19 protein-coding genes are annotated in these 19212 nt (G+C 39.3%); 15 read left to right on the top strand and 4 right to left on the bottom strand.

All coding sequences use genetic code 11. From position 1 onward, the window contains the following. Positions 1–34 precede the first annotated feature (34 nt). Positions 35–1111 carry a hemolysin family protein gene (locus PALI_RS04500; protein WP_077536670.1) on the top strand — a complete coding sequence of 359 codons (1077 nt, stop codon included), beginning with the start codon at positions 35–37 and terminating at the stop codon, positions 1109–1111. Between the two features lie 70 nt (positions 1112–1181). Here PALI_RS04500 and PALI_RS04495 read toward each other — a convergent pair whose 3' ends face one another. Continuing rightward, positions 1182–2399 (bottom strand): EAL domain-containing response regulator, encoded by a 1218-nt coding sequence (locus tag PALI_RS04495; RefSeq protein ID WP_138585903.1) that lies wholly within the window; start codon positions 2397–2399, stop codon positions 1182–1184. A 164-nt stretch (positions 2400–2563) separates the two neighbouring features. Here PALI_RS04495 and PALI_RS04490 point away from each other — a divergent pair, with 164 nt between their 5' ends. From PALI_RS04490 to PALI_RS04480, 3 genes are all read left to right on the top strand, one after another. After that, positions 2564–3580: a metalloprotease gene (locus PALI_RS04490; protein ID WP_193155027.1), complete on the top strand. Its 1017-nt coding sequence runs from the start codon at positions 2564–2566 to the stop codon at positions 3578–3580. A gap of 505 nt (positions 3581–4085) precedes the next feature. Further along, positions 4086–7034 (top strand): S8 family peptidase, encoded by a 2949-nt coding sequence (locus PALI_RS04485; RefSeq protein ID WP_193155026.1) that lies wholly within the window; start codon positions 4086–4088, stop codon positions 7032–7034. Positions 7035–7077: 43 nt separating this feature from the next. Continuing rightward, positions 7078–7590, top strand: coding sequence for a hypothetical protein (locus PALI_RS04480; protein WP_193155025.1), 513 nt, complete (start codon positions 7078–7080; stop codon positions 7588–7590). A gap of 442 nt (positions 7591–8032) precedes the next feature. Here the strand turns inward: PALI_RS04480 and PALI_RS04470 are convergent, their stop codons facing one another. Continuing rightward, the gene (locus PALI_RS04470; RefSeq protein ID WP_193155024.1) at positions 8033–8986 is read right to left on the bottom strand and encodes a chemotaxis protein CheV; all 954 of its coding nucleotides are present in this window, start codon (positions 8984–8986) and stop codon (positions 8033–8035) included. Between the two features lie 174 nt (positions 8987–9160). Between PALI_RS04470 and PALI_RS04465 the strand changes: the two genes are divergently transcribed. Both PALI_RS04465 and PALI_RS04460 read left to right on the top strand, forming a co-directional pair. After that, complete coding sequence (locus PALI_RS04465) at positions 9161–10231, top strand: potassium channel family protein (protein WP_077536673.1); 1071 nt, start codon at positions 9161–9163, stop codon at positions 10229–10231. Continuing rightward, positions 10228–10425 (top strand): PLDc N-terminal domain-containing protein, encoded by a 198-nt coding sequence (locus PALI_RS04460; RefSeq protein ID WP_182702895.1) that lies wholly within the window; start codon positions 10228–10230, stop codon positions 10423–10425. Before PALI_RS04465 ends, PALI_RS04460 begins: the two co-directional genes overlap by 4 nt. Before the next feature lie 108 nt (positions 10426–10533). Here PALI_RS04460 and PALI_RS04455 read toward each other — a convergent pair whose 3' ends face one another. After that, the gene (locus tag PALI_RS04455; protein ID WP_182702896.1) at positions 10534–10992 is read right to left on the bottom strand and encodes an EVE domain-containing protein; all 459 of its coding nucleotides are present in this window, start codon (positions 10990–10992) and stop codon (positions 10534–10536) included. 77 nt (positions 10993–11069) lie between these two features. Between PALI_RS04455 and tesB the strand changes: the two genes are divergently transcribed. Beyond that, positions 11070–11927, top strand: a complete 858-nt coding sequence (tesB, locus tag PALI_RS04450; protein WP_077536676.1) for an acyl-CoA thioesterase II — start codon at positions 11070–11072, stop codon at positions 11925–11927. A gap of 343 nt (positions 11928–12270) precedes the next feature. On the opposite strand, the gene plsB is transcribed toward tesB, so the two are convergent. Continuing rightward, a complete protein-coding gene (gene plsB / locus PALI_RS04445; RefSeq protein ID WP_193155023.1) occupies positions 12271–14709 on the bottom strand; it encodes a glycerol-3-phosphate 1-O-acyltransferase PlsB in 2439 nt (812 codons plus the stop codon). Positions 14710–15111: 402 nt separating this feature from the next. Between plsB and rpsJ the strand changes: the two genes are divergently transcribed. From rpsJ to rpsC, 8 genes are read left to right on the top strand one after another with little or no spacing between them, the layout of a single operon-like run. Next, positions 15112–15423 carry a 30S ribosomal protein S10 gene (gene rpsJ, locus PALI_RS04440; protein ID WP_002957900.1) on the top strand — a complete coding sequence of 104 codons (312 nt, stop codon included), beginning with the start codon at positions 15112–15114 and terminating at the stop codon, positions 15421–15423. A gap of 27 nt (positions 15424–15450) precedes the next feature. Continuing rightward, on the top strand, positions 15451–16086 hold the full coding sequence (gene rplC, locus PALI_RS04435; RefSeq protein WP_002957898.1) for a 50S ribosomal protein L3: 636 nt from the start codon (positions 15451–15453) through the stop codon (positions 16084–16086). A 17-nt stretch (positions 16087–16103) separates the two neighbouring features. Then, the gene (gene rplD / locus PALI_RS04430; protein ID WP_077536677.1) at positions 16104–16709 is read left to right on the top strand and encodes a 50S ribosomal protein L4; all 606 of its coding nucleotides are present in this window, start codon (positions 16104–16106) and stop codon (positions 16707–16709) included. Then, positions 16706–17008, top strand: a complete 303-nt coding sequence (gene rplW, locus PALI_RS04425) for a 50S ribosomal protein L23 (RefSeq protein ID WP_077536678.1) — start codon at positions 16706–16708, stop codon at positions 17006–17008. Before rplD ends, rplW begins: the two co-directional genes overlap by 4 nt. Before the next feature lie 15 nt (positions 17009–17023). Beyond that, a complete protein-coding gene (gene rplB / locus PALI_RS04420; protein WP_007376192.1) occupies positions 17024–17848 on the top strand; it encodes a 50S ribosomal protein L2 in 825 nt (274 codons plus the stop codon). A 15-nt stretch (positions 17849–17863) separates the two neighbouring features. Next, complete coding sequence (rpsS, locus tag PALI_RS04415; protein ID WP_004588689.1) at positions 17864–18142, top strand: 30S ribosomal protein S19; 279 nt, start codon at positions 17864–17866, stop codon at positions 18140–18142. Between the two features lie 13 nt (positions 18143–18155). Beyond that, complete coding sequence (gene rplV / locus PALI_RS04410; RefSeq protein ID WP_002957892.1) at positions 18156–18488, top strand: 50S ribosomal protein L22; 333 nt, start codon at positions 18156–18158, stop codon at positions 18486–18488. Between the two features lie 11 nt (positions 18489–18499). Then, positions 18500–19201: a 30S ribosomal protein S3 gene (gene rpsC, locus PALI_RS04405; protein ID WP_006791356.1), complete on the top strand. Its 702-nt coding sequence runs from the start codon at positions 18500–18502 to the stop codon at positions 19199–19201. Positions 19202–19212 lie beyond the last annotated feature (11 nt).

The following is a 19212-nucleotide window of genomic DNA, read 5'->3' as shown; positions in this document are numbered from 1 at the left end:
ACTATGCTTACATACCTGAAATTAAGGAGAGAAAGTGACTTTACTGATAGTTTATATGGTCGTGGCGATAGTTATTTCGTTTTTATGTTCTGTGATGGAGGCGGTGCTGTTAAGTATTTCGCCTAGCTACGTTGCATCACTTAAAAAAGAACATCCTGAGTTTTCCAAGCAGCTTGAAACGCTCAAAAGTAATATAGATGAGCCTTTAGCGGCTATTTTAACTTTAAATACAGTCGCGCATACCGCCGGTGCCGCTGGGGTAGGCGCGCAAGCCGCAGTGGTCTTTTCAGATGCAGCTGTCGGTATAGCATCAGCTATTATGACTTTATTAGTGCTGGTACTTTCTGAAATCATTCCCAAAACCTTAGGTGCGAATTACTGGCGGGTATTAACGCCAAGTGTCACTTATGCGCTGCGCTTTTTAGTTATTTTGCTTAAACCATTTGTATGGTGTGCACAAAAACTCACTAATTTAATGAGACCTGCACATAATGAAGCGTATTATATTCGTCAAGAAATAGAAGCAATGGCAGATATAGGTACTGAGTCAGGAGCGCTTCATGAAGATGAGTCTGAAATAATTCGTAATTTACTGCATTTTAGACATGCAAAATTATGTGACTTAATGACACCTCGAACTGTGCTTTTTAAAGTTCATAAAGATTTGACAGTGAATCAATACTTGAACGATTACGGTTCGTCGTCATTTTCTCGAATTTTGGTATTTGATAAAGATAGCGACGATATTGTTGGGTTTGTGCATAAAAACGATATTATGCTGGCGTTTCATCGATTAGGCACTGACTACAAAATAAGTAAATTAGTTAAACCTATTTATACCGTGCCCAGCTCTCATAATGTGTCGTCATTACTGCAAACGCTTTTAACCAAGCGTACCCACATATGTTTAGTCGTTGATGAATACGGAGATGTGCTAGGTATTGTAACGTTAGAGGATTTGATAGAGGCTCTTATGGGCTTAGAAATTGTAGATGAGCGAGATCAATCTACAAATATGCGTGCAGTAGCAAAGCAACGATGGCGTAAGCGCTTAGCTAACAGTGCGCATATAGTAAGCGAAACAGATAAAGCCCCCGAAAAAGACCATTAAGGCCTGTTTATCTTTCGAGGTTAAATGCCAAGTATGCGCAGCCTTGGGGTGTCATTTATTCAGCCGATATTTATTTTTTGATTAAACTATTGGCTGTTTTGATCCAGTTTTTAGCCCAGCGTACAAATTCATTTTTGGGCTTAGGGTGACTGAATAAAAAACCTTGAACGGCTAAGTTTTTCCTATGGTGTTTCAAATAAATGAGCTCTTCTGGTCGCTCGACACCTTCAGCGACTAAATCCAAATGTTCTTCGCTTGTTATATTAATTAAGGAAGTAACGACCACTTGAGAGAATAAGTCGGTATCTATGTGGCTAATAAGTGAGCGGTCTATTTTTATTTCAGTAAAAGGAAGGCTTTTAAGCTGATTCATATTTGTAAAGCCCACACCAAAATCATCCAAGGACAGACCAAAGCCATGCATTCTTAATCTATTTAAAGTTTCTAATTGTGCAAGACTGGAAAGTGCATGTTGTTCAGTTATTTCAATAATAATATCGCTGGGCGTCAGTTTATTATTTGCTAATATTAGTAATAGCTTATTTGGGCAATCTAAGTCATCAAGCTGAATGGATGATAAATTAAATGCGAGCTTAAAACCTTGGCAAAGTTCTACTTTCATACTGTTAAAATCGCTGGTGGCTTTTTCGAAAAGAGAAAATGAAATCTGGTTAATTAAATTATGTTGCTCAGCTACATTAATAAAACGATCTGGTGAAATAACACGACCGTCCTTATTAGAAACAATACGGGCAAGCACCTCTACACTTTCTATTTTATTACTATAAGCATTTACTTTAGGTTGGTAAAAAGGAACTATTTCATCATTATTTAATGCGCCGATAAGCTCCTCTTTTGAAATTGCAGATTCTTTAATTAAAGTGTGGCAATGAAATTGTGCGGCTTTTGTTAATAAAGTGCCCACTTGAGATAGTTGGATAGGTTTGGTTATATTTCCGATAAGGTGAGTATTATGTTGCTTGGCAATATTTGCAGCTAAGTTAATTACTTTATGCGCCATTTCAGAAATAATAATAATAGCGCCGTGGTAATTTAATGCCCCTAAGTGCCGCATCAGCTCCATACCATCCATTTCAGGCATGTTAAGATCAGTAAAAATGACGTCAAAATAATTTATATCAGCTTTGACCCTATCAAGAGCTTCTGTCGCACTTAGGCATGTAGTTATGGTTTCTGACATGCCTAGTTCGTTGAGTATAGCCTCCATGACAATCAAAATAGCCTTTGAGTCGTCAACAACTAGAATATTGGGCACCATTTTGTTCACTGTAATCCCTTTCATTGTGTAACGTATGATTACTATAAAAGTAGTCGTGTTGTTTACTTTTGTCAGTATTAAAACGCTATAATTAAAAATAATGATTAAGTATGCTACTCGTGTTTTATAAGCGAGAAGGTATACTAGGTTCATTGTTTTAAACGGTTTTAATTATGATAAGAATAGACCTCACTTTAGCCGAGCAACCATTTTCACTTATGGTAGCAGGGCAAAAAATAGTGCAAGTTTTCCATGCTCAACAAGCCATCACCTTTGACAACCCACGTGAAAATTATTATCAGTTTACTCACGATAATAAAGTAATAGGTATTGATACCAGCACAGTCGAAGAGCACAGTATTTCGCTGTTTGTGGATGATCAATTTGCTACACAACTAGCATTGCCGGTATCGGAAAACGGTGCGCCTAAAAAAGGCTTTTTAGGGTTAGCAGCATTAGGCTTTAAGCTTTTTAAAAGCGCTAAAGTAATTAAAGCCGTGCTTGCGGGGGCTTCGGTTGCAGGCTATGCGTGGTTATTTAGTATTGAATTTGCACTTATGCTTATTGCGTGTCTGGTTGTGCACGAATATGGCCATGTGCGAGCTATGAAATATTTTGGGATAAAAACCAAAGGTATTTATTTAATCCCATTTGTTGGTGGGCTGGCCGTAAGTGACGATAAAATAACGACTCGTTGGCAAGATGTAGTTATATCGCTAATGGGGCCTGCGTTTGGTTTAATTACCTCTGTGCTGGGTGTGGTTTTGTATTACGCCACAGAAATGGAAATATTTGCCGGTGTCGCGGTGCTTAGTGCATTACTAAATTTATTTAACTTGCTACCCATTTTACCGCTTGATGGCGGGCATGTATTAAAAAGTATTAGTTTTTCAATGCGTTCATGGATTGGTTTAAGCGTATGTTTACTCGGTGTTTTATTTGGCTTATGGCTGAGTTACACATTTGGTTTGATGTTACTGGTATTCTTTTTGTTTGTTGGTGCGCTGGAGATTATATTTGAATGGCGAGGTCGTCACTATTCGCATTTAATGCCACTGGATAAATACGGCCAAATTTTTTCGGCTGTAATGTATGCAGTTGTAGTTGCTGGTCATATCGCTGTAATGATGCATTTTGCGGATTCAGAGAACCCCATATTAAGCCTGCCGATGACCATTTTATCGAGTTGATTGTTATGAATAAAGCTGTATTCATATTTTTCTTCTTGTTTCTTGATGATGTTAACGTGATTTATCAATCCATGTAATTGTACTAGTTTTGATTTTTTGAGCTTTCTTGTGCGTTTTTCTCATTTCTTGTTTGTTTTATAATCATAAGATAGTTCTTTAAATTAATTCGTAAATTAATAGTTGACATAAATGGGACTGATAAATATAGTGCGTGCAAAATGGGTACGGCTGATGTGTAGCGTTATTCAGACAAGAAGTTGCGGCACAGCAAAGTGACCCCTTGTTTTTTGATTTAGTGTGTTAATCCCCCCCCCTCTTCCTCCATTTTTTAGATACAAATTAAGGCATGGCGTTGTTTTTATTAGTAAATTAACAGCTACTAAATAATCACAACACATATCGCATCTCATAATTTTCACAAGAGAAATCAGGTAATGAATATTTGGTAATTTTTCTGATCTTTAATTAGTAAAGTTAATACATAAAATAATAAAGGAGTAAATTTATGCGGCTTAATAAATTGGCGCAGAGCTTGTTGGTAGCGTTGATACCAGTTGGAATTTTGAGTGCTAAAGAAATAAATATCGATACGATGCCTGTTTTGGTAAGTTATCTTCAAGGCGAATTACCTAGTGAATTTACAAACCAAGTAGTTCCTATTTCATCCCATAGTATCCGTTCATATGGTTCATTAAATGTTACGACCGATGAGTTAGAGCTTTTACTTATAGAGTCATTCAAAAAAGGAACCTCGCTTAAAGTCGAAGCTAACTATAACTACCAATTTCCCAACTTACTTTCACAAACTCACAGTAATAATGAGCTAAGCGCTACACCATGGCAATTATTAATAGGAGCTAAAAGTTTAGTTGCAAATATAGAGCAGACAACTAAAGTATGTTTAATTGATTCAGGTGTGCAATTAGACCATCCTCAGTTAAACCCTCATATTTTTTCAGGTCTAAGCAGCGAGTATGCGGGTTTTTGGTATGAAGATGCTATTGGTCATGGCACGCACTTAGCTGGGATACTCGCAGATCCAGTATTTGGTGATGGTAGTGTTATAATTGAAGTACGTAAAGTATTGAAGTCAGCTCACGGTGAAAATTCAAATATTCATAACTCGGATTTAATAAGTGCTATAGAGCAGTGTGCAAACTCAGGTGCTGAAGTGATTAATATGTCGCTTAGCAGTCCATATTTTTCTAAAGCAACTAGAGATGTAATTGATAGGTTAACTTATGATAAGGGTGTAATTTTTGTTGCGGCAGCAGGTAATCATGGAAATGCACAATCCAATAAACGAGACTATTTAGCGTTTCCTGCAGCTTATCGAAATGTAGTCTCGGTAGGTGCAATTGATAAAAACACTAATCTAGCACAATTTTCTGCAAAAAATAGCAGCGTGGATATTGTCGCACCTGGGGTAAATATCCAATCTACAATAAATCAAAATAGACAACAAATTTTAGCGGTGAGCGATAATGCAGGAAGTAATTTAGATTATGTTCAAGTTGATAGTGGTCTGCAAGATTATCCTAATAACTTTAGTGTGGGTGCTAATTGTTTAGTTTCGTTACCTGATTTATTGGTTTATCAGCAAATCACTCAATCCACTCTGTCCTCAGAGCATAAGCAGTGGATTAATGATAAAACGGCTCAATGTAACAGCGCTCAAGGTCAAGGAATTATATTTACTTATCACGTTGGTTTTGAAGGCGTAAAAATTGAAAAGCTCGATGTTGATACTAACTTTCCTACTTTATTGATCCCAAATATAAACCTAGACTCGATAAATGAACATCAAATAGTTGAACTAAATATTGAAGCTAAGAAAGCGCCACTTGCCATGCTATCCGGAACGTCACAAGCTGCCGCAATTGTAAGTGCGGGAATTGCAAGGCTTAAGTCAATTAATCCGAATGTTAGTCGAGACGCTTTAATTGCGGCTCTTTATCGCAGTGCAAATGATTTAGGTGAACCTGGTCGAGACTCTTTTTTTGGTTATGGATTAGTTGATTTTCAGCTTGCAAATCAGATTCTTACGGGAGAGGTTGTTTTAGAAAACGATAGTGTAAATAATTGTCCAACCTCTTGGTATAGCAACCGTGCCTATCAACAAGGTGAGCAAGTTGCATACGGTCGCTTTGTATATGAAGCAAGTTACTGGTCTAAAGATGAAATCCCACTATTAGCAGACAATGATAATGAAGCTTGGCGGTATATAGGTGAATGTAAGCAAGCGAATCGCCCTTACACTGGTGATTTTGATGCCGATAGTTTTATATCTGATTACCAATTAACTGAAATGGAAAGAATTGGAGTTGTTTATGATTGTGCATCTTACTCGCTAGCTTGCGGTGGCGGTGGCGGTGGGTTTTCAGGGTTTATAGGTTGGGGCTATGGCGGAGGTAGCAGCTTCTCTGGTGGTTCAGGTGGTGGTGGTGGTGGTGGCAGCTCCCCGACACCCAAAGATAAGCAACAAACAAAAGAAGAAAAGCAATTCGCTGAAGATGCTGCCGATATCACTAATGCTGTTGTTCAATTTAAAACACAGTTAAAGCAAATATTGAATAACTTAGATAAAAACAGCCCCGCTTACGAGAAAGTCAATAAGATGTTGGGTAATCTAGGGAAATTGACGGATAGGCTCAATAGTGGATTACAGGGCTTTAATCATGCTTGGAACGGTGAAGGTCAAAAAGCACTTGCCGAGGGGTTAGCTTTCGTAGTTGCATCTGCAACAGGTAAATCAGTTGATTTTGTTTTAAAGCAATCGGCGAAAAACCCTATACTTGCTGTGGGTAAAGCTGCAGCTTCTGTTTATCTTGGGATGAAGGCGGGTTCATCCGCTGAAGCTGCATTCGAAAAATTTATTTTTGATACTTATTTAAACGATTTCATAACGGCCGGGGAGTACTATCACCAAACGGGAAATCAAATAAATATAATACTGAATGAAATGCGTTGTGGCTACCAAAAGATAACGCTTTCAAGGCCTGATGTACTTTGCAGCGGAGATATAAGAAGTACCCTTGAGTTATCTGGTCGATATATAGTTACACTAGATTTAAATAACAATGGTATTCAGTGGCAAGAGGCGCAAGCAAAAAATTATCTTACTTTAGGGATGCATGACGGTATTTTATTTGTTGACCGCAATCACTCTGGGGCGTTAGATAGTAGCCAAGAGTTTTATTTCACTAAACTAGGCACTCAAGTTGATACACTCACATTGCTTGACGGTAATGGGGACCATGTTATTAATGGCCAAGATAACTATTATGATCTGCTAAAAGTTTGGACCGATATAAATAGTAATGGTCAAGTAGAATCAAATGAGATTGTGCATGCAAAAAAATTAGGGTTGTCTATCCAATTGGCATTACCACCACTGCGTTTTAGTGCGACTGTAAATAATGCGTTAATAGGCATTGAAAAACATATCCAATAATAACAAGGAGCCCTATATTACAATAGTGATATAGGGGACTTTCATGACACAATTTCATTTTATCCTTAAAAAAACTAAGTACCTCTTTGCTGTTGTTGTTTTGATGGCTTTTACTGTGTGGTTGTGGGGGGACGTCTTAAATCCAGAGGAAGGAGCTAATAGTTTTCGCCAAGGTAGTTTACTTAATGAACCGACCACCTTATTTTGGTTGTCTACAGCCACTTCAATTTTTTTCATTTTTACGTGCTTTTATATGTTGGTGTTAATGGAATCAAAACTAACACTAGATATAGAAAAATGCAGCGTCTCGGTCAGTTACTATTTACTTCCTCAAAAAACAATTTATTTTGAATCACTTAACAACCTAGCTGTTTTTAAAGAGGAGGAAAACCCAGCTGAGTTTGGTTTATATTGCGCAAAGCAAAGTGAATACTATAAGCCAATATATGATAGCCGAGGTTTATTTTGGACGCTTTCGCAGCAGCAAACAGAAGAGTTTATACAGTTAGTTAAAAAGCATCAATTGGATCAAAGGAAATTTCCATGGCACGATTAATACAATCTATGTGACCAGTGCTGTGCGTTTATTTAACTAGGGCGTGTTGACCTTTCGTGATTAATTTTTGCAGATGTATGGATTCCCCCTCATTAACGAGAGTAATGTATAAGGTGAATTGCAAGCAAAACTTCTCCCAAATAAGGAATCTACACATAGCGCGTGTCAAATATAATTACCATCGATTTAATCAGGTGCGACAACAAGATAGAATTGAAAACTGCGGTAATCATTTTTTGTGGGCTGAAGGTGTTACGACAGATGTAATTACAAAGGTGAGTAAAGTAACAAAAATAAATGGGTCAGGCAGATAACGTTTCACCAAGGTAGTGAGTGGCTTGGCAACTTTTTTGAGCAAATGTTGTATTTTTATTATGTGTCTAAAATGCCAATTAATCACAAAAGCGCTAAATTGGCAAATAGACTAAAATCTTCAGTATGGCTATTCGGTGCTGTTATTAAGCACTTCTTTTAGGCGATTTTGTACTTCATTAACAAGCAAATCAGGTTGGAATTTAGATAAAAATGCATTACAACCAACTTTTTCTACCATAGCCTCGTTAAAGCTACCGCTTAAAGATGTGTTAAGAACCACATAAAGATTTTTAAGCCTGCCATCGTTACGTATTTCATGGGTTAAGCGATAGCCGTCCATAGAAGGCATTTCGGCATCTGTAATTACCATTAAGAGCTCTTTTTCGACATCTCGCCCTTCATCAGCCCAGTCTCTAAGCATGTTAAGAGCTTCTAAGCCATTACTTGCAGGAATAATCTCAATGCCCAGTTGTGATAGCGTATCGCTTACTTGTTTACGTGCGGTCGGTGAGTCATCGGCGTGAAGTATTTTACGTCCCGCAAACTCATTGACGATGCCTTGATCGAGTACCCCATCAGAAATATCCACCTCGTATTCAACTATTTCTGCTAGTACTTTTTCTACATCAATGATCTCAACGAGATGTTCTTGATCATCACGTTTGATTTTAGTGAGCGCTGTTAAGTAATGATTTTTACCAACAGAGCTAGGCGGTGGCATAATATCTGACCATGTCATATTGACGATTTGATCAACTTTGCCAATCAAAAAGCCTTGTACGCTTCTATTGTATTCTGTAATAACTAAGTTACAGTCTTCGGCGTATTTTACTGCGGACATAGAAATAGCCTGCCGTAAATCGATTACAGGAATAGATTCACCTCTAATATTCGCAACTCCAGTTATTTTGGAGTGAGAATGGGGAATTTTGCTTAAATGTGGCAGCTTCACCACTTCTTTTATTTTAAACACATTGAGTGCAAATAAGTGGCGGCTATGTAAATAAAACAGTAACAACTCTAAGCGGTTTTCACCAACTAACTGAGTTCTTTGATCAACCGAAGCTAAAACACCAACCATAATGAACTTATCTAATCTAATTATTACATTACTATAGCTTACTATTTTTTAACTACATAGCTTAGGGTCTGTTTATCTTTCGAGGTTAAATTTGCAGCTAGTTGTTGCTATGGTGGTATAATTTACAGTACCGTACTACAAAGTGATTTTACTAATCTATTAGCAATTAAAACTATGCATCATACTTTTAAACGTTTCATCGTGTTATTACGCAGCCATATAGAGCAAGTAAGTTGGCAATCTATAGCTATTGTTATTTCTTTGCATATTATTATTACATGGTGTTTATTGGTGCTAGCAAATGAAGAGACCTTGATACCTCCAAGCACTTTTATTTACTATTACGTAATAACAACATCAACGGTAGGTTATGGTGATTTTAGTCCAACTACTGAGCTTGGTCGTTGGGTGGTCGCGTTAATACAAATTCCATTTGGTTTGGCTTTATTTGGTGTTCTGTTGGGAAAAGCAGGACAAACTGTTACTTACTTAATTAGGCGCGCTATGACTGGTGATAAAAGTTTTGCCCACAGTACTAATCACATAATTATTTTTGGTTGGCACGATACCCGTACAAAAAAAATGATTGATTATATTCTGGCCGATACTAAACGAACCGATCGTCGAATTCTACTTGCGGTCACAGAGCAGATGGATCATCCATTTTTAGCAAATGATAGTGTTGATTTTGCGCGTTTAACGAGTTTTACTAATTTAGCTGAGTTAGAGCGTGTGGCTATTAATCGTGCCGATAAGGTTATTATTGATGGCCAAGATGACGATCAAACATTTACTACTGCACTGCGTATAAGTCGTTTAGTTAAAGATGATTGCCATATAAGCGCGCACTTTTTAGATGAAACTAAAATAGATATGCTACTAGAGCATTGTCAAAATATAGAATGCTCTAGCGCTAAATCAGCAGAAATACTTGTGCGTTCAATGCAAGACCCTGGCTCTAGTCGAGTACAAGAAGAACTACTGTCTACACTTCACGGTGATACGCAATTTAGCTTAGCAATACCAAAAGACAGTAAAGAAATGGAATTTGGTACTTTATTTCATCATTTTAAGCTTGAGCATGATGCAATTTTATTAGGCGTGGCGCACAACTTGAGTGCACAAAATATGGATTTAAATCCACCGCTTGATTATAAAATAAATGCCGGCGATATTTTGCATTACATAGCCGTCGAACGCGTGCTAAATAACGAAGTAAACTGGGAAAGCTTAGTAAAAGAATGAATGAAGTTGTATTTTTAATTATTGTATTGAGCGCCTACATTTTACCTGTAGTGATAGTGCTTAATAACAAACGAACTCAAGGCCATGAAAAAAACGGCTGGCTATTTGGGATCATTATTTTCTCGTGGTTAGGGTTATTTTTATATTTCTTAATTGTTCCAAAGCATGGGCACAAAAAGAAGAAGAAAAAATAATACAATGGCGCTCTTTCAGAGCGCCATTGTATTTATAGCATTAATTTGTGACCCATAGTAACTTGCTTGGAGTAAGCTGCTGCGCGTCTCAGTAATAACTGCAGAGCGCTACTTCGCCATTTTAATAATTTCATCCCAGTCATTTTCACTAACAGGCATTACAGACAAGCGACCACCTTTTTTAAGTGCTATTTCAGTAATATTATTATTCGCTTTAATGTCTTTGAGACTAACTAATTTTTTTAGGTGGCCTTGGTAAGTAACTTCAACAACAACCCAGCGTGGTTTCTTGCTGGTGGCTTTAGCGTCGTAATAATCACTACTTAAATCAAATTGAGTTGGATCTGGGTAAGCTTCTTTTGTAACTGTAGCAATACCCACTACGCCAACTTGTTTACAGCTTGAATGATAAATCATCGCCAAGTCGCCAATTTTAACGCCATCACGCATAAAGTTTCGCGCTTGGTAATTACGTACGCCTTCCCAAAGAGTGGTTTGTTTTGGTGCGTTTTTTAAATCATCTAATGAAAACGCATCGGGTTCGGTTTTAAAAAGCCAGTAAGCCATAGCAGTACCCCTAACAAATATTTACATAGTTCTAGTCTATAGTATCATTAACTTATCTGGGGATTGAGGAAGAAGTAATGAGCCAAGTATTAGATGATTTATTGTCGCTGTTAACACTTGAAGAAATAGAGCAGGGTTTATATCGCGGACAAAGTCAGGATTTAGGCTTTGGTGCTGTGTTTGGTGGTCAAGTTATGGGGCAAGCCCTCTCTGCAGCCAAAGAAACATTACCTGAAGGGCGTATTGTTCATTCCCTCCACTCTTACTTTTTACGCCCAGGCGATCCAGCTAAACCCATTGTTTATGATGTAGAAACTATTCGCGATGGAAAAAGTTTTAGTACTCGTCGTGTAAAAGCAATTCAATATGGTAAACCGATTTTTTATATGACCGCGTCATTTCAAGGTAAAGAAGATGGTCTATCGCATCAAGCAACTATGCCTGATGTACCTGAACCTGAGGAGCTGCGGTCGTCGTTAGAGTTTTATCAAGAGCATGCGTCACATATTCCAGAAGCGATTCGCAATAAGTTTATTCGTGAAATGCCAATTGAAATGCGACCTGTCACCTTTCATAACCCGTTCAAGCCTGAAGCAATGGAGCCTGTTAAGCATATTTGGTTTAAAGCTAATGGCGATATGCCAGATGACCAACGCATTCATAATTATTTGTTAGCTTATGCGTCCGACTTTGAGTTTTTACCAACTGCATTACAACCTCATGGCGTATCGTTTATGCAACCAAACATGCAAGTAGCGACTATCGATCATGCAATGTGGTTTCATCGTCCATTTAGAATGGATGACTGGATTTTATATTCAATAGATAGTCCAATCGCTAGCTCAGGTAGAGGATTGGTGAGGGGGCAGTTTTTTGACCGCCTGGGCAACTTAATTGCCTCAACAATGCAAGAAGGGGTTATGCGCCAACGCTAGGGCCTGTTGACCTTTCAGGATTAAAATTTGTTCAATCTAGGGGCGATTTAATCGCGGCGCGAGGTTTGTAATCGAGTGGGTTCGGTAACTGCTCCTGCGTTACTCTAATGGCTTACATTCCTGTAAGAATAAGTAAAAATCGAGCAACAAAGAGTTAATCGTCCCTAGATCGAGCTCAAAGGGCAGCGCATGTTTGGCATTTATGCTGCGTTATCGCCTATTTATGTGGAATGACCACACTCCATAGGCTCTGCCTTGCCCAAATACCAAACAGTGTGCTGCAAAGTTAATCACGACAGGTCAACACGGCCTAGTGCTAACCCCATCAATAGAGATATAGTCCTCAATTAGACTGACTTTGCACTATATCGCTAATTGACTGCCAGACCCGTGCTGGCAGTAATGCCTTAAGATGTGTATAAGTTTTACACAGCTGTGTACTACCTATTAAACCTTTATCGCATTCAGTTATTAATGATTGCTCGCGTAAATTATCAATAAAGCTAACCAGTACTTTTTTGTCAAAAAATTCAGGTGTTTTAATGCCATGCAGTGTACCTAGGCGCTGTGCTAATACTTGGCTTTCTCGTTCAAGTTCATCTTTGGCAATGGCATCATTTGTTTGAATAAATCCAATTACAATAGCGTAACGCTGCAAAGTAAAGCTTAGTGCTCTTCCTAGCATTTCAAGTTTGGCTAAACAATCGTTGCTATTTGTAATGTGGATATTGTCGCCATCAAACTCAATTAAGTTTTGATCTGCAAAGTTTGCCAAAATACGTGTTACGTAGTTTTCATCAAGTGGTTGCAAATACCACTCTTTAGCAAACAGCGGATAAAACGTTTTTACTAGCTCTTGGCACTGTTGAATAGTTGTTGTGTGCTGCTTGAATAGATGTAGCGCAATTAGGCTTGGTACAGCAAATAAGTGCAAAATATTATTTCGGTAGTAATTAAATAATACTTTTTCTTTATCGCTAATTGTAATAATTTCACCAAATTCATCACTTATCACTTCAAACTTATTAAGCTTTAATGCATGTGTTAGTAGTTGCTCAGGTGTTTCATCAGGCGCTGTTACTTTATCGCTGTAGCTAGCGTCGCGTTGTAAGCGCAGGTAAAAATCAAGTTGTGCTAGGAGCTTTGGTTTACTTAATGCCTGTTTATCGTTAACCAGTAATATCATTGCCAGTAAGTTAACAGCATTAAGCGCCGCTGCATTATTAATTTTAACCATTACTTGATCGGCAAGTTTAGTAACTTGCGACCCTAGCCATTGTGGCTTTTGAACATCGGTTGGATGAATTGAATCGCGCCAATCTGGTTGATTATCATTTAAATATTGGTTAATTGAGATTGGATCGCCAAAGTTTAAATTACCACGCCCATAATTTTTAAGATTTTTAATTGCTTTAAAAATACCAAAAATAGACTCGCCTTTTTTATCTTTACCATCAAGCTCTTTAAGGTAGGTGTTAATTTCCATAACGTGTTCGTAGCCAATATACACAGGCACTATCGATATAGGGCGGTCTATTCCACGCAGCATTGCCTGTAAGGTCATTGATAGCATACCCGTTTTAGGTGGAAGTAAACGCCCGGTTCTGCTTCGCCCGCCTTCTGTATAAAACTTAACGGAGTAGCCTTTAATAAATAGCTGGCTTAAATACTCTTTAAATATTGCCGAATAGAGCTTATTTCCTGCAAATGAGCGGCGAATAAAAAACGCTCCTGAGCGTCTAAAAATACCGCCGGCAGGGAAAAAGTTGAGATTGATACCCGCAGCTATGTGCGGTGGCACTAAGCCTAAATGATAAATTGAGTAGGTAAGCAGTAAGTAATCCATATGACTGCGGTGACACGGCATATAAATAATTTCATGCCCTTTGTTTGTTAACTCGTGAAGTTGCTCAGTATGTTTTATATCAATACCGTTATACAACTTGTTCCACAACCAAGTTAAAAACCTTTCCGCAACGCGTATCATTGCCTCAGAATAATTAGCAGCTATTTCATCAAGTAACTTGAGCGCATTTTGACGAGCTTGCTCTTGGCTAATGTTTTTTGACTTAGCTTCTTCCTGAATCGCTTTTTTTATTGTAGGTGAAGCAAGCAAAGAATTAAAGAGTTGCTCGCGTGATGGCATTTTTGGGCCTGTGGCTGCTAATTTTTGGCGTTTAAAGTGGACCAAGGCGACACGTAATAACTTGTGTGGTAATTCACTCACATCTGCTTTTTCATTTACTAAAAGCGATAAGTCGAGAGGTTGGCTGAAGCGAATAAAATTATCACGGCCTGAAAATAACACCACAAAAAATTTTCTAAACCAACTTGGCGTCAATGAGTGGGTAATTAAGGTACGTACTCCTGGTTTTTCTTTGCCTGGATCGCGCCCCCATAAAATAGTGACAGGCACTACTTGCACGTTTTTCTGACCACTTTTTAATAAGTGGTCGATGATCTGTTTACCTTGAGCCAACGCACTAGTTGATTTAGCTTCATCACCAAAAAGTGGTGGTGGGTTTTTTATACCAATGAAGCGTTCTAAACTTTGATTACCTAACACTTGTTCATCAGTCGGGCTGGGGAGACCATGTTTTTTACAAACATGTGCCAATGCCGCTAGGTCAAATCTTGAATTTAAGCGCACTATATAAAATGTAGGGAACTCAGGGTTTAAATTGTACTGTTCAATAGGGTTCTCTGGTAGCACTTTGCTTTTTACAAATAGACGGCTAAACCCAGCAGATAGAACATTTAAACAATAATTAAAAATACGCATCGACTCACCATATTGAGAGTTTAAAGGCAAAATTAGCGCAATAGGATACCATAACATCCAAAAATCACTTAATTTACGCAATAGAAGTCGCTAACAGCACAGCTATTAGTTTAAGTATAGCTTGTAAGTGGTGATGGTCGTTTATTTGCTCAAATCAAGAATCATTATATTGCTTCTAAATAGTTGTTGCATTTATCACCAACACCTCTATAATACGCAGGCTTTCGAAATTCCCTAGGGAACTAGAGAGGATAAATTAAGCTTGGATTTCAAGCTAATAAACAGGAGTTCCGATTTGGAACTCAACGTAGATATAAATCAACAACCGGCATCTTATGTTTTTAAGATTGTTTCGGTCGTTTTTTTATGCTCTTTTAAATGCTCTTTATATTGAGGTTAAGAATGTCAAATCAACGCATTCGTATTCGCCTAAAAGCTTTTGACCACCGTTTGATTGACCAATCAACGGCAGAAATCGTGGAAACTGCGAAACGCACTGGCGCACAAGTACGTGGACCAATTCCACTACCTACACGCTTTGAACGTTTTACTGTACTAACTTCACCGCACGTTAATAAAGATGCGCGTGATCAGTACGAGATCCGCACCCATAAACGTCTGATTGACATCGTAGAACCAACTGACAAGACTGTTGACGCTCTTATGCGTTTAGATCTTGCTGCTGGTGTTGATGTTCAAATCAGCCTGGGTTAATCGAAAGATTAGAGAGGTTTTAGGAAAATGGCATTAGGTCTAGTCGGTCGTAAAGTGGGTATGACACGAATCTTCACTGAAGATGGTGTATCTATCCCTGTGACAGTTATTGAAGCGACACCTAACCGCATTGCTCAGATCAAATCTGACGCAACAGACGGTTATAACGCGCTTCAAGTAACCGCAGGCACTAAAAAAGCAAGTCGTGTAAACAAAGCTAAAGCGGGTCATTTCGCTAAAGCTGGTGTTGAAGCGGGTCGCGGTCTGTGGGAATTCCGCCTTAACGGTGGTGAAGGCGATTTTGAAGTAGGCGCAGAGCTTACTGTTGAATTATTCAACGAAATCAACAAGGTTGACGTAACCGGTACTTCTAAAGGTAAAGGTTTCCAAGGTGGTGTTAAGCGCTGGAATTTCAGCATGCAAGACGCTACACATGGTAACTCTCTATCTCACCGTGCTCCTGGTTCAATCGGTCAAAACCAATCACCTGGTAAGGTGTTTAAAGGTAAGAAAATGGCCGGTCATATGGGTGCTGAGCGTGTAACGACTCAAAACTTAGAACTAGTTCGCGTTGACGCTGAGCGTAATTTGCTTTTAGTTAAGGGTGCAGTACCTGGAGCTATTGGCGGTGACGTTATCGTTAAACCAGCTGTTAAAGCATAAGTCCTGGAGATTTAGTGATGGAATTAGCAATTAAAGACGCTTCTGGCGCTCTTGAAGTTTCTGAAGCTACTTTTGGACGTGAGTTTAACGAAGCATTAGTACACCAAGTAGTTGTTGCATACGCAGCAGGTGCTCGTCAAGGTACTCGTGCTCAGAAGACACGTTCTGAAGTAAGCGGTGGTGGTAAAAAACCATGGGCTCAAAAAGGTACTGGCCGTGCACGTGCCGGTACAATCCGTAGCCCAATTTGGCGTTCAGGTGGCGTTAGCTTTGCAGCTAAACCACAAGACCACAGCCAAAAAGTAAACCGTAAAATGTACCGTGGTGCGATTAAAAGCATCTTATCTGAATTAGTTCGTCAAGAGCGTTTAATCGTTGTTGAAAGTTTTGCTCTAGCAGCACCAAAAACTAAAGAACTAGTTGCTAAGCTTAAAGAACTTGAGCTTAAAGATGTTCTTATCGTGACTGAAGAAGTAGATGAAAATCTTTTCTTATCGGCACGTAACCTTTATAAGGTTGACACGCGTGATGTAGCTGGTATCGATCCTGTAAGCTTAATTGCTTTCGACAAGGTACTTATTACAGCCGCTGCTGTTAAGCAACTTGAGGAGGCGCTAGCATGATCCGCGAAGAACGTCTTTTAAAAGTGATCGTTGCTCCACATATCTCTGAAAAAAGCACTATTGCTGCTGAAGAAAACAATACTATTGTTTTTAAAGTATCAAATGACGCAACTAAAGCTGAAATTAAAGTAGCAGTTGAGAAGCTTTTTGAAGTAGAAGTAACGGGTGTTCGCACACTTAATGTTAAGGGTAAAACAAAACGTACTGGCGCACGTTTCGGTCGTCGTAACGACTGGAAAAAAGCTTACGTTACTCTTAAAGAAGGTAGTGAACTAGACTTTGTCGGCGGCGCCGAGTAATAAGGGGATAGAATTATGGCACTTCAAAAGTGTAAGCCTACTTCTGCGGGCCGTCGTCACCTAGTTAAAGTGGTTAACCCAGATCTACATAAGGGTAAGCCATACGCACCACTTTTAGAGAAAAACTCTAAATCAGGTGGTCGTAATAACAATGGTCGTATTACGGTTCGTCATATCGGTGGTGGTCATAAGCAACATTACCGTTTAATCGATTTTAAACGTACTAAAGATGGCATTCCAGCCACTGTTGAGCGTTTAGAATATGATCCAAATCGTAGCGCAAACATCGCTCTTGTATTATATGCAGACGGTGAGCGTCGTTACATTATCGCACCTAAAGGCTTAAAAGCTGGCGATGCAATCCAGTCTGGTGTTGATGCACCAATCAAACCTGGTAATGCATTACCAATGCGTAATATGCCTGTAGGTTCGACTGTTCACAACGTAGAATTAAAACCAGGTAAAGGTGCTCAAATCGCACGTTCTGCTGGTGCATACGTTCAAATCCTTGCTCGTGATGGTCAGTATGTAACATTACGTCTTCGTTCAGGCGAAGTTCGTAAAGTTGAATCTGATTGTCGTGCGACTCTAGGTGAAGTAGGCAATGCTGAGCATATGCTTCGTTCACTTGGTAAAGCAGGTGCAAATCGCTGGCGTGGTATTCGTCCGACAGTTCGTGGTGTTGCCATGAACCCGGTAGATCACCCACACGGTGGTGGTGAAGGTCGTACATCTGGTGGTCGTCATCCTGTGTCTCCATGGGGTAAACCGACTAAGGGTGCGAAGACGCGTAAGAATAAGCGTACGGATAAATTTATAGTACGTCGTCGTACTAAGTAATATTGAGGAATAGCCATGCCACGCTCTCTCAAGAAGGGTCCTTTTATAGACCTACACTTGCTGAAGAAGGTAGAGAAAGCTTTGGAAAGCGGTGAGAAGAAGCCAATTAAAACTTGGAGCCGTCGTTCAATGATCATACCTAACATGATCGGATTGACCATTGCTGTCCATAATGGTCGCCAGCACGTACCAGTTTTCGTTTCTGACGAAATGATCGGTCACAAACTAGGTGAATTTGCACCAACTCGCACTTACCGTGGCCATGCTGCGGATAAGAAAGCGAAGAAACGTTAAGAGGGGAAGATAAATGCAAGCATTAGCTAAACATAAATTCGCCTCTGGTTCGGCGCAAAAAGCACGTCTAGTTGCAGATCAGATCCGCGGATTACCTGTCGATCGCGCACTAGAAATCCTGGCGTACAGCCCTAAAAAAGCGGCTGTATTAGTTAAGAAAGTACTTGAGTCTGCTATTGCTAACGCAGAGCATAACGAAGGTGCTGACATTGATGAGCTTCGTATAACTACGATCTTTGTGGACGATGGTCCTACAATGAAACGTATTATGCCTCGTGCTAAAGGACGCGCAGACCGCATCCTTAAGCGTACAAGCCATATCACTGTTATGGTTTCAGATAGCTAGGAGTATAAGTAATGGGACAAAAAGTTCATCCTACTGGTATTCGCCTAGGTATATCTAAACCTTGGGTTTCTACCTGGTACGCGAGTTCTAAAGATTTCTCTGATCAGCTTTTTGGCGATCACAAAGTTCGTGCATTCCTTACTAAGGAATTAAAAACGGCTTCTGTGTCTAAAATCGTTATTGAGCGTCCAGCAAAATCAATCCGCGTAACAATTCACACGGCTCGTCCGGGTGTTGTTATCGGTAAAAAAGGCGAAGACGTAGAAAAATTACGTCAAGCGGTAACTAAAATCGCTGGTGTACCTGCTCAGATTAATATCTCTGAAGTACGTAAACCAGAACTAGATGCACAACTAGTAGCAGACGGCATTGCCTCTCAACTAGAACGTCGTGTTATGTTCCGTCGCGCTATGAAGCGTTCGGTACAAAATGCAATGCGCATCGGTTCTAAAGGGATTAAAGTTGAAGTTAGCGGTCGTCTTGGCGGCGCTGAAATCGCACGTTCAGAATGGTATCGTGAAGGTCGTGTACCTCTACATACTCTTCGTGCTGATATCGATTACGCAACTTCTGAAGCCTTAACCACTTATGGTATCATTGGTGTTAAAGTTTGGATTTTCAAAGGCGAAGTTATTGGTGGTTTACCACTAGTACAAGAGCAAGAAAAACCAGCTAAACGCGCACCAAAGAAAGCCAAGAAAAGTGCTAAGTAGAGGTAGCGAGT

Source organism: Pseudoalteromonas aliena SW19 (assembly GCF_014905615.1).
In the GTDB taxonomy this organism is placed as follows: Bacteria; Pseudomonadota; Gammaproteobacteria; order Enterobacterales; family Alteromonadaceae; genus Pseudoalteromonas; species Pseudoalteromonas aliena.
Note: the sequence above shows the minus strand (reverse complement) of the source record. Positions and strands in the feature narration are given on the sequence as shown.